Source organism: Geitlerinema sp. CS-897 (assembly GCF_028368005.1).
Lineage (GTDB): Bacteria > Cyanobacteriota > Cyanobacteriia > Cyanobacteriales > Geitlerinemataceae > Baaleninema > Baaleninema simplex.
Genome location: NZ_JAQNCQ010000045.1, coordinates 1 through 11,398, shown reverse-complemented (window position 1 = coordinate 11,398; position 11,398 = coordinate 1). Strand labels below are relative to the sequence as shown.

At 55.2% G+C, this 11,398-nt stretch carries 10 protein-coding genes and 1 pseudogene; 5 read left to right on the top strand and 6 right to left on the bottom strand.

Annotated features, from left to right (window positions below; translation table 11 throughout):
- Positions 1–417: 417 nt before the first annotated feature.
- On the bottom strand, positions 418–582 hold the full coding sequence (locus POG22_RS02480) for a hypothetical protein (RefSeq protein WP_498903434.1): 165 nt from the start codon (positions 580–582) through the stop codon (positions 418–420).
- Between the two features lie 456 nt (positions 583–1,038).
- Between POG22_RS02480 and POG22_RS02475 the strand changes: the two genes are divergently transcribed.
- Entirely contained in the window at positions 1,039–3,012 is a 1,974-nt protein-coding gene (locus POG22_RS02475; protein ID WP_498903432.1) for a protein kinase domain-containing protein, read from the top strand.
- A 104-nt stretch (positions 3,013–3,116) separates the two neighbouring features.
- Here the strand turns inward: POG22_RS02475 and POG22_RS02470 are convergent, their stop codons facing one another.
- Positions 3,117–4,103, bottom strand: a complete 987-nt coding sequence (locus POG22_RS02470; RefSeq protein WP_026097511.1) for a GntR family transcriptional regulator — start codon at positions 4,101–4,103, stop codon at positions 3,117–3,119.
- Positions 4,104–4,317: 214 nt separating this feature from the next.
- Here POG22_RS02470 and POG22_RS02465 point away from each other — a divergent pair, with 214 nt between their 5' ends.
- On the top strand, positions 4,318–5,448 hold the full coding sequence (locus tag POG22_RS02465) for an ATP-binding protein (protein ID WP_498903430.1): 1,131 nt from the start codon (positions 4,318–4,320) through the stop codon (positions 5,446–5,448).
- A gap of 65 nt (positions 5,449–5,513) precedes the next feature.
- Positions 5,514–6,005: a tRNA adenosine(34) deaminase TadA gene (gene tadA, locus POG22_RS02460; protein WP_063719438.1), complete on the top strand. Its 492-nt coding sequence runs from the start codon at positions 5,514–5,516 to the stop codon at positions 6,003–6,005.
- Between the two features lie 90 nt (positions 6,006–6,095).
- On the opposite strand, the gene hpf is transcribed toward tadA, so the two are convergent.
- A complete protein-coding gene (gene hpf / locus POG22_RS02455) occupies positions 6,096–6,713 on the bottom strand; it encodes a ribosome hibernation-promoting factor, HPF/YfiA family (protein WP_017659998.1) in 618 nt (205 codons plus the stop codon).
- Positions 6,714–7,024: 311 nt separating this feature from the next.
- Between hpf and lipB the strand changes: the two genes are divergently transcribed.
- Entirely contained in the window at positions 7,025–7,771 is a 747-nt protein-coding gene (gene lipB, locus POG22_RS02450; protein ID WP_498903429.1) for a lipoyl(octanoyl) transferase LipB, read from the top strand.
- Positions 7,772–8,030: 259 nt separating this feature from the next.
- Here the strand turns inward: lipB and POG22_RS02445 are convergent, their stop codons facing one another.
- A complete protein-coding gene (locus tag POG22_RS02445; RefSeq protein ID WP_498903427.1) occupies positions 8,031–8,195 on the bottom strand; it encodes a hypothetical protein in 165 nt (54 codons plus the stop codon).
- Here POG22_RS02445 and POG22_RS02440 point away from each other — a divergent pair.
- Positions 8,181–10,499, top strand: a complete 2,319-nt coding sequence (locus POG22_RS02440) for a hybrid sensor histidine kinase/response regulator (RefSeq protein ID WP_498903426.1) — start codon at positions 8,181–8,183, stop codon at positions 10,497–10,499. The two genes, POG22_RS02445 and POG22_RS02440, sit on opposite strands and share 15 nt — an antisense overlap.
- 99 nt (positions 10,500–10,598) lie before the next feature.
- Here POG22_RS02440 and POG22_RS02435 read toward each other — a convergent pair whose 3' ends face one another.
- Both POG22_RS02435 and POG22_RS02430 read right to left on the bottom strand, forming a co-directional pair.
- Positions 10,599–11,219, bottom strand: a complete 621-nt coding sequence (locus POG22_RS02435) for a cytochrome c oxidase subunit 3 (protein ID WP_017659994.1) — start codon at positions 11,217–11,219, stop codon at positions 10,599–10,601.
- A 31-nt stretch (positions 11,220–11,250) separates the two neighbouring features.
- Positions 11,251–11,398 (bottom strand): annotated as a pseudogene (locus POG22_RS02430) (RNA-guided endonuclease TnpB family protein); the annotation flags it as partial.

Genomic DNA, 11,398 nt, shown 5'->3' with positions numbered 1-11,398 from the left:
GTTGCCAATAAGTACCAGAGGGGTTTATCTCCCCAGACGTTTTCCCCATTACAGAGGAGGTTTCGGTATGCCCTACCGTACCTTATAATCTACTGAAAAATTGACTCTCTGTACTTGAGGACAGGGGTGGCGAACCGAGTTCGCCACCGTGAGATGTCCGTGTTACTTAGAGCTTTTACCTGTTCGAGCTTTCCCGAACAGAACCCGCTAACTCTAGTTTTCAAGGTTCGGATGCCTCGATTAGAGGCTCGGTTTTTAGACGGGTTAAATACCGTTCCAATTCTCTGACATCATAGCAAAGTCGCCCTGCAAGGCTTGCCCTGAGCTAAGTCGAAGGCTTGCCCTGAGCCAAGTCGAAGGGGGCGAGGCTTTAGACCCAAATTTTTGGTAACTCGCAATCTGGGATGCGAGGGAACGTTACAATTCGATAACGCCCCATGCTGCCAACGCGACAGCGATCGCACCGAGAGTTAACAGAACGCCGCCAGTCGCGGCTAGGGCGTTCCACAGTCGCACCGCCGTTGGAGACGGGGCTTTTTGCCAATCCCAACGGGGCGGCGGACAGACATACGATCCCAGCATCCAAGGATAAAAAACCTCCGCAAAGAAAACGACCTCAGAACGAGCTGGGATCTTTCGGGTTGACGCTCTTAGGACAAATGCCCTTCGGAGTGTCAACGGAACTGGAACTCACGCAAAACTCGAACTTTTCTAACGGTTCGATTGTTCTTCACTGTAGGAGGCCGTGTCGATCGCGTCTAGGTTATCGGTCGCAAATGTTACAGAAATAAATTATTCGTGATGTAGCTCAACAGTTCGCTCGAAAACAAACGTTACATTAGGCAGTCGTAATCCCTGAAGATCTCAGCAATCGAGCGATCGGATACCTCAAAACTCTGCCCCGTCATCGTTACATTTCTCAATAGCTCGATCGTTTGTTGACATTCTCGTCCGAGTCGGAGAATCGCCGAGTCCCACAGATGCGATCTCCAAAATCCCTCGGTAACATAGACAGCATCGGCACGCTGTTTCCCAACCATGAGCGAACACTTTTCTTCTCAACCCGACCCCCGTTCCATTTCCCCCACCGGTTCGGATGCGATTCCCCCAGACTTACAACCGTCAATGGCGATCGCAGGACGCTATCGCGTGCTGACTTCCCTGAGCCATCACCCGAGCGCTCGCACCTTCTTCGTCGCCGACGAACACAAGCCCACGCAAACCTTTTGCGCCGTCGCCACCCGTCCGGCGGACGCTCCCCTGTCTCGCGAGACCCTCGTGCGTTGGGAACAACTGAGCCAACACCCTCACGTTCCCACACTGCTGGCCAGCTTCGATCGCGACGGCCGACAGTACCTCGTCCAAGAGTACGTCATGGGGCAAAGCGCCCACCAACACCTTCTCGAATCCGGTTCCTGGCGCGAAGCCCAAATTCGCCAACTCCTCGACGACGTTCTCCCCGTTCTCAGCGACCTCCACGACAAAAAACTGGTTCATCGCGACATCAAACCTCACAACCTCATCCGTCGTCAATCCGATAACCGCTGGATTCTCGTCGATTTCGGTTCCCTGCACTGTCACGCCGTTCCCAGCTCCCCCAATCCCCTGACGGGGTCTGCCGAATACGCCGCCCCCGAACAACTCCAAGGACATCCCCTCCCCCAAAGCGATCTGTACAGTCTCGGCGTTACCTGTTTGTACTTGCTGACAGACATTTCCCCCTTCGAGCTTTACGACGATCGCCACGACGTTTGGAACTGGCGGAGTCGCTGTCGCTACCCCGTCAGCGATCGCCTGGCGCGAATTCTCGATCGCATGGTGGCGCGAGAACTCCCCCATCGTTACGCCAACGCCCGAGCGGTCTTAAAAGACCTCCACCGTCGCGATCGCGCTCCCATCTTAACCTCGCTCCTCCTCGCTCGCCCCGCCCTGCTCGCCTTGTTAGCCATTTCCTTTGGCAGCAGTCTCCTCCAACTCGGCTTCGGCCGGCGACCCCAACCGATCGCCCACCGAGAAGTCGCTCCGGTTCTCCACGAACCCCTCGAACCTCAATTGGAAACGGCGTTACCCCCGCAAATCCTCGCTCGCAGTCCGGGGGCGGTATGGTCGGTCGCCGTCAGTCCCGACGGTCGGTCGATCGTGGCGGGGACATCGACGGGAGCGCTCGACCTGCGGCATCTCGATCGCGATTGTTCGGACGGAAACTGTCCGGCAAGTTCGAGCGTTGCAGCCCACACTGCTCCCGTTTGGTCGGTCGCTGTCAGTCCCGACGGTCGGACTATCGCCACGACGGGCGAAGATCGGACGATTCGACTGTGGGGCTACCAGCGGCGGGAGTTGCTCGCCACCTGGAACGGCCACGACGCTGAAATCTACGATATCGCCTTCAGTCCGAACGGCCGCGTTCTGGCCAGCGCCAGTTCTGACGGGACGGTGAAGATCTGGGACGCGACGCCGTCTCCGCGCGATCGCACGTCGACTCCCCTACACACCCTCAACGGACATCGCGACGATGTTAAATCTCTGGCATTCAGCCCTAACGGCCGCCTCCTCGTCACCGCCAGCGAAGATGGAACGGTGAAAATGTGGGATTGGCAGACGGGACAGTATTTGAAAACGCTCGTCCATCTCGACGTTCCCATTTGGTCGGTCGCCGTCAGTCCCGACGGTCGAACCGTGGCGACGGGAAGCGCCGACGGCCGGGTGCGCCTGTGGGATACGGGGAACGGTCGCCGTTTGCGCGTGTTGACCAATCACGAAAATCTGGTTCAATCGTTAGCGTTCGGTCCTGACCCCGTGTTTTCTTCGGCTGGGGTGGGATACATTCTCGCCAGTGCCGATGTTAACGGAACGATTCTTCTGTGGCAAACCGATACGGGCGCGATCCTCGGGACGCTCGAACAACACGCGGGCTGGGCTGATTTAGTGTTCACCCCCGACGGTCGCCGTTTGGTCAGCGGTGGGTTTGACGGGGCGGTCAAAGTGTTAGACGTGTCGCAGTTCGTTCGGTAAGGCGCGATCGCTTCAGGGACGGTTTTTCTCTCTCGTCTCTTCTCTGTGCCGACTCAGCCCAATTGGGGCGATCGCTGGGCTGAAGAACGAGCGATCGCCTCGAGCTAATCTAACCCGAGTTCCCGCTGGAGTAAGGAGATCGACTGATTGCTGATGTAGTTTTCAAAACAACTAACTTGCGGCGGACGGATCAAATCGTCGCGGGCGGCTTGAATCGACGCTTTGACAGCATCGAGACTCGCGCGATCGCAAATAATCGTACGAGCGCTGCGTACCATCGCGTTTAACTTATAGGTATTGCCCAGTTGCGTGGTAATCACCAACAACTCGTCGCCGCGCAAACTGTGAACGATGACCTCAGCCGCCCGCAGCAGTCCCGAACTAATACTGACGAGACCCAAACAGCTATCTTTCGGTAACTCTTTAACTAACTCGGTTTCCTTGGCGTAATCGTAAATATCGATAGGAATCACTCGCACCGCTCGCGGCGCGGCGATGACTTCGGCGTCGCCGATAAAGTACCGACTCGTGACGACGGTTCCCGAGTGAGCTTTCTCCAACACTTCCGCCAACTCTTCCATCGGTACCAACTGCACCGGAATTTTCAAGGCTTGCTCGAGTTCCTGCGCCATCAACTCGCCCACGCCGATGTCTTGAAGGGGCGCAGTGACCAACACGCGGGCGCTACAGCGAAGCCGCCAGTCGATTTCGCCGAGAAACAGTTCTCGGGCTTCGTTGAGAGAACAGCCCCGTTCGATGAGTTCGTCCAATCCCTGTTTGACGATGGCGCGGGCTTCGGGATACTGCTCTAAGATAGGCGAACCGAGATGAGTGCCACCTTCTTCGTGGCCTCTAGCTCGCACGTAAATTCCAGACCCCGCTTGTGCCTCGACCAAACCAATTTCTTCGAGTTGACGGTAGACTTTACTAATCGTATTGCGGTGCAAGCCGGTCTGCATAGCCAGTTGTCGCGTACTCGGGAGTCGGTGTCCCGGTGGAAACTGGCGCGAGGCGATGGCAAACCGAATTTGGTTGAACAGTTGGTTCGACGCGGGAATATCGCTATCGGATTGAATGTGAAATTTCACGATTGTTAAAACTGCCCCCAACACACTGATCGCGTCGCCACGACGACGCGGCGATACGGCCATTTTAACGGTTGAGGGGTTCGAGGAACCATAATTGTCGCGCTTTCGGCTGAGTCCGAGCGTCGAGATGTTAGGGAGTTTCCCGAGGGTCGCGATGCCCCCTGCCCCCAGACAGCCTTTAAAATAACCAAAAGTCCAACCTGGTGAACCTGCGCCGATGGCATCTTCCAAGACCCGACGACGAAACTCCTCCCCATCTCAAACGGTTACCGAACGCCTGCGCCAACAAGCCGAACAGGAGTTCGGCGGCGAACTCGAGGAACTTGCCAAAGCCGACACGCGACAGCGTCCTCCCAATTGGAACCTGTCTCCTTGGGCGGTCGCCACTTACATTCTTGGCGGAACGCTCGAGAACGGCTTCGAGATTTCTCCTAAATACATTGGAAACCGACGCCTCATCGAAATTGCGATCGCCACCCTCGCCACCGATCGCGCGTTGCTGTTGTTAGGCGTTCCGGGTACGGCGAAATCCTGGGTATCCGAACATCTGGCCGCTGCTGTTTCCGGCGATTCTACCCTCTTAATCCAGGGAACGGCGGGAACCAGCGAAGACGCCATGCGCTACGGCTGGAACTACGCCAAACTCATCGCTGAAGGACCGTCTCGAGACGCCACCGTTGCCAGTCCCTTGATGCGGGCGATGGAAACTGGGAAAATCGTGCGCGTGGAGGAGTTGACGCGAATTCCCTCAGACGTACAAGATACGCTAATTACGGTTCTTTCGGAAAAAACCCTTCCCATTCCCGAACTCAATCAAGCGATATCGGCCCGGAAAGGTTTCAATCTCATCGCCACCGCCAACGATCGCGATCGCGGCGTGAACGACCTCTCGAGCGCTTTACAACGCCGTTTTAACACGGTGGTTCTCCCCCTTCCGGCGACGATGGAAACCGAGGTCGAAATCGTCCGCCGTCGCGTGGAAGCTTTGGGGCGAAGTCTGGAATTACCCGCCGAACCCCCAGCGTTGCAGGAAATTCGGCGTGTCGTCACGGCGTTTCGGGAGTTGCGAGACGGGGTCACGCAAGATGGAAAAACCAAGTTGAAATCCCCTACGGCGACGTTGAGTCCTGCTGAGGCGATTTCTGTGGTGAGTAACGGTTGGGCGTTAGCGGCACATTTCGGTGACGGACAACTGCGAGTGAGCGATGTCGCCTCGGGGTTGGTGGGGACAGTGGTGAAAGATCCCAGTCGAGACGCGATCGTCTGGAAGGAATATCTCGAAACTGTGGTGAAGGAACGAGATGAGTGGCAAGATTTGTATCGGGCTTGTCGGGACGTCGAGGGTTGAGATCGTTGCTTTTTCTTAATGTTTCCCTCTCCATGTCTCTAGAAACGGAATTTCAATGAGTTTCAATGACGATCGACCGAAATTGGATGCGCGTGGCGTTGCGCTTGGCGAAAGCGGCGGGTGAAGCGGGGGAGGTTCCAGTCGGGGCGGTGGTGGTCGACGATTCTACGAACACCCTCGTCGCTGTGGGGGAAAATCGCCGAGAACGCGATCTCGATCCCACCGCCCACGCCGAAATTCTCGCGTTGCGAGATGCGGGGCGAGCGTTAAATTCTTGGCATTTGACCCGATGCACGCTTTACGTGACCCTCGAACCCTGTCCCATGTGCGCCGGGGCGATCGTGTTGGCGAGGTTGGGACGGTTGGTATACGGGACGGACGATCCGAAAACGGGTTCGGTGCGAACGGTGTCGAACCTTCCTGACAGTCGCGTCTCGAACCATCGGTTGAGGGTATTCGGGGGAATTCTCGAAACGGAATGTCGCCAGCAGTTGCAGCAGTGGTTCGATCTCGCCCGGAAGCGATCGCCCCAAACGCCAGGCAGAGACGCCAGTTAAGGCGTCCCTGTTGCGAGAGTTTAAAGTGGCTTCACGACTCGAACGTTTGGGGGGCGATCGATACTCCCTAGAGCGTTCGAGGAACTGAAGTTAGGAGGCTTTGGACATTTCGTCGTTTGACAGGTAGCCGTTTTCTTGGGCTTTGCGGGGTTGAATGACGCCGTAACCGCCGTGGTTGCGTTCGTAAATCACGTTGATTTCTTCAGTTTCGGCGTTGCAGAATACAAAGAAGTCGTGATCGACCAGTTGTAGTTGTTCCAAGGCTTCCCGAACGCTCATCGGTGGCATGGCAAAGTATTTCGTGCGAACCACTTCTTCGGGAAGTTCGACGGTGCGATCGCCAATGAGATCTTCGACGACTGGGGCTTCGGCCACGGTTTCGCTGGTTTTGGACGGAACGTGTAGCTTGCGGTTGCGTTTTTCTTTATACTTACGCAACTGACGGGCGATTTTGTTGGCCACCAAATCGATGCTGGCGTACATGGATTCCGTGCTTTCTTGAGCGCGAATCACCGTTCCGTTGGCATAAATCGTCACCTCAGCCGATTGGTTTGTAGAGATGCGAGGATTGCGAGCGACTGACAGATGAACGTCCACTTCAGTGGTTAGATTCTGAAAGTGATTCACCGCTTTAGTAATTTTGTCGTTGACGTAGTCACGAATGGCATCGGTGATTTCAATATTTTTGCCTTGGATAACTAGTTTCATCTTTGAAATTTCCCGCTCGAGAACCCTTTTGTCAATGAAAGCTACGGTCGTTTTCCCCTGAATATTTGGGTTTGACGTTCAGCTCTACCCAAAGCGGGGCGGGCATTGCCGCTTTTTTTCGAGCCTTCTGTCAACCCCTTCGCTCTTTGGAGAAAGACGTTTTGCGAACCGAGCTTTCTTACTCCCTATTGTATGGCGGATTGCAGACAGCTTGGAAGGCACTTTAGAATCCTTTGCATTCCTTGACAATTCGTGATTTTATTTTTTGGAAATCGATACCGAAATGACTTGAAATTCTCTCGATCTTTGATATGATTTCTAGTAATATCCCTTCCCGTGTGCTTCGTGCTTTCTGGGTGAAAACCCCGATCCCCTATCAGATTGCCTGGTCTTGGCAGCGATCGCTCGTCGAGCGACGGCGTCAAACTCCCGAACTCGACGACGTACTTCTGTTACTCGAACATCCTCCGGTTTATACATTAGGACGGGGAGCCGATCCCAACTTCCTCAAATTCGATCCCGAAGCAGCCGACAGTCTAGACCTGTATCGTATCGAACGAGGTGGAGAGGTCACGTATCACTGTCCCGGTCAACTGGTTGGGTATCCGATTCTCAATTTAAATCGTTACCGCTGCGACTTGCACTGGTACTTACGCCAGCTCGAGGAAGTCGTTCTCCGCGTCTTGTCCGATTACGGACTCGAGGGCGATCGCGTTCCGGGATTGACGGGGGTTTGGGTCGAAGGGTGCAAACTGGCAGCCTTGGGAATCAAAGTCAGTCGTTGGATTACCATGCACGGCTTCGCGCTGAACGTCTGTCCCGATTTAAAGGGATTTGAGGCGATCGTACCCTGCGGCATTGCGGACAAACCCGTAGGTAGCTTGGCTCAATTCCGTCCCCACATCACTGTCGAACAGGTCGTTCCTCAGATTTTCGATCGCTTTATCGACGTATTCGAGATAGAAGTCGCCGAGCTGTCGGTGTGCGATCGCGAGGTTGAGGTTGAGGGATTCGACTTCGACGATCCGAACTTCGATCCGACCTTGCAGAGATCGTAACTCAACTGAGGCGATCGAGATCTTAAAAAAAACGATCGATTTTGTCGAGAAACGACCGAGCCTCGCACAAATACTTTTTTTCACTCAATTCCTAAGTTTAAACGATCGTTTTTCAATCGGACTCTGACCGAGACTAGCATAGTAATAGGACGTTTCGACGACCGCTCGATTTCTGGTGTTCTAAAGCGTTTTTCAGCGACTTTTTGCATAAGACCTTGCCGTTTCCCTCTCCACTCGACTTCTCAAAAAAAACGAGAATTCAACCCCAAAATATTGAGGGAAGGTTCTGGCGATCGAACTCCGTTATCGAGTGGACGACAATTGCCGTATTCCCTGCTTCTCCCGCTTCCCACGCGCGTCTTGAGGCTGGTGTCACTTCCCCTTGCAGCTCGACGTATTGTATAAACTGATGGATATTTCTCATCCCGATCTCGCGTCTCGAACGCTGCCCGCCACGGCGTTCGAGCGGCTTCACACTCTGGTTCGACATACAGTGGCCACCGACGTCGAGCCTTCGTTTGTCCTGACGGAAACCCCCTTCGCACCTGCCTTCTCCTCGCAGCAAGACCCTTCTAGAACGCGCTTCGTCCTAGGAGTATCGCCGAGTTTCAGCGCACTTCTCATCGGGCGACAGACGCCCCCTCACCCGAGTCCGACCGATCCGAAATCCCCTTCACAGGCCGACGACGAATCGATGGAGGTGGGTTTGACGTTCGACCCCGAAACCATCGCCGCTGCGTTAAACCCCGATAGTAGCCTGTGGGCGGACGCTCCCCTCGATACCGAGATCCGAGAACGCGCCTTAGCCGCCCTCGGGACGAACGACCCCCGACGCCAAAGCGAGTTCACCCTGCAACTGGCCGCCGTTCTCGCTGAAACCGAGCGATCGCCCGATTTATCATCGGTCTGTCGTCCCGTCGAAGACGCCCTCAACCAGCAAGTCGAACAAGAACGGTTGCTCGAACGCGTCACGACTCAAACTCGCCAGTGCGTCGAACTCCCCGAACTGATTTCGAGTACGGTCGAACACGTGCGACGTTTCCTCGAACTCGATCGCCTGGCCGTGTATCAGTTCGACCGTGTCGCTCGCGATACGTCGCCAACGCCCCCACCCGAACCGTCCCACGATTGGATGACGTACGAAAGTCGCACGCCCGAGAAAGAGATTCCGTCGATTCTCTGTCCCGACTCCGACTGGAGTTTGTTAAGCCAAGACCGCGATCGCTACGAAGCGGGAGAAGTTCTCGTTCTCGACGACTTGTCCGAGGCGCGGGGCTTGTCCGGTCCGTGGCGTCGCCTGCTGAAACAGGGACGCGTGCGATCGCAACTCATCGTTCCCGTTCGCGTGAGAACTCGCACCCAAGAGGGCGAAGAACTCTGGGGACTGATCGTCGCCCATCAATGCGATCGCCCGAGAACGTGGCAACCTCGAGAACGGGAATTTCTAGAACATATCGCCGATCGCTTCGGTCTAGCGATCGCCCAAGCCCAGCTGTACGCCGAACTCGAGCAGCAAAAACAAACCCTCGAACAACAGGTCGATCGCCGAACGCGAGACTTACGAGAAGCTCTGGTAGCCGCCCAAGCCGCCAGTCAAACGCGAACGGAATTTCTGGCCACCATCGGCCACGAACTGAAAACGCCTCTAACCTGCATTATCGGAATGTCTTCGACGTTGCTGCGGTGGTCTTTCGGACATTTAACGCCCAAACAGCGAGAGTATCTCCAAACGATTTATAACAGTGGCGAACACTTGATGGAGTTGATTAACGACCTGTTGGACTTGTCCCAAATCGAATCGGGAAAAACCGTGTTGAAGGTCTCGGAATTTTCCCTCTCGCAACTGGGGCGTCAGATGTTGCGGATGATGGTCGATCGCGCGGCGGTTAACGGCGTTCGTTTGAATTTAGACGTGCAGCTGAGTGCGAAGGGCGATCGCTTTCGGGCCGATCGCGATCGCGTCCGCCAAATCCTGTTCAACCTCCTCAGCAACGCGCTCAAATTTACCGCTACGGGAGGTCAAGCGAAGTTGCGGATGTCTCGAAATGCCGAATACGCCATCTTTGAAATCGAAGATACCGGCATCGGCATTCCCGAAGAACAGCAATCGCTGTTGTTCCAAACCTTCCGCCAACTCGAATCGACCTATACTCGAAAATACGGCGGTATGGGGTTGGGGCTGGCGTTGACGAAGCAACTCGTCGAACTCCACGGCGGTTCGATTTCGGTCGAGTCGCAAGTGGGTATCGGCTCGAAATTCACCATCCGGCTTCCGACGCAGCCGACGCACGCCAAATCGGCAACGGTTCCCAGCGACGGCCACCGCCGAGGTCACCTGAAAACCACCGTCACGCCTCAAGGTCAAGTGATCCTGGTGGCCGAATGCGAGGAAGAAGCCACGTTAATTTGCGATTTGTTGACGGCGGCGGGATATCACGCCATTTGGATGTTAGAAAGTTCCACAGCCCTCGAACAGATCGAAATGCTCAAACCCGTGGCGGCGATCGTCGATCGCCGGTTGTCGGGAATGGACGGATGCGAGTTTATTTCCATGCTGCGCCAACTTCCGGCGATGCAGTCGTTAAAAATCCTGTTGATGACGGAAACGGGAACCCCGGATATTTTAGAGCAGTGTTTGGCCAGCGGTGCCAACGACTGTTTGTCGCGACCGATGGAACCGGAACAGTTGCTCGATAAAATCGTAGGGTTGATCGCGGAGGCGCGTTAGAGGCTGAAGGGAAACCCGGCGATCTGAGTCAGTGGTGTCGTCGAACTCGTAACTGCTTAGCAGAGCAGAAATCACCGCCCTACAAGGGCGGTGAAGATGTCAAAACAAATATAAAATCGTAAACAACACGATCCAAACGATATCGACGAAGTGCCAGTACAGTTCCGCCGCTTCCGGCCCGAAATGACTTTCGTTGGTATAGCGACCGGATTTGAGCGATCGCAGCAACACCACCGCAATCAACCCCAAGCCGAACGTCACGTGGAGTCCGTGAAACCCGGTCAAGACGTAAAACGTACTCGTAAACAGGTTGTCCGTCAAACTAAACTCGTTGGTGAAATACTCGTATCCCTGACCCAGCAGGAACACCGCTCCCATCAACGCCGTAATCGCGAACCACTTTCGCATCCCCGCAACGTCGTTTTGACGAATGGCCTGGTTGCCCCGGTTCATCACGAAACTGCTCGAAACCAGAATTATCGTGTTCGCCGTCGGTAACAACAGCTCCAATTCCGGCGTTCCTTGCGGCGGCCAAACGTCCGCCACTGCACGAAACGTCAAGTATGCCGCGAACAAGCCGAGAAAAATCATCGACTCAGCCAGCAGAAACACGTAAACGCCAAAAATACGATGGTCGGGATGGTCGCCGTGGCCGGACGCCTCGGCGTGTTGAGACACCGCCATCGCGGTTTGAGAGGTATCGACAGTAGAACCTTGCATAACTTTCGCTAACTGCTTGTGTTCGATTCGTTCAAAGATTTTTGACATCCTCTCCCAGCAACCCGTTCCGGGTATGCAGGGAGATTCCTTGGGTCGCCCCAAAGATTTCCTGCTTCACAGCCAGCCAACTAGAATCAGTGACCCGATCCCCCGTCGCCTCGACTCCACAGGCATTTTCG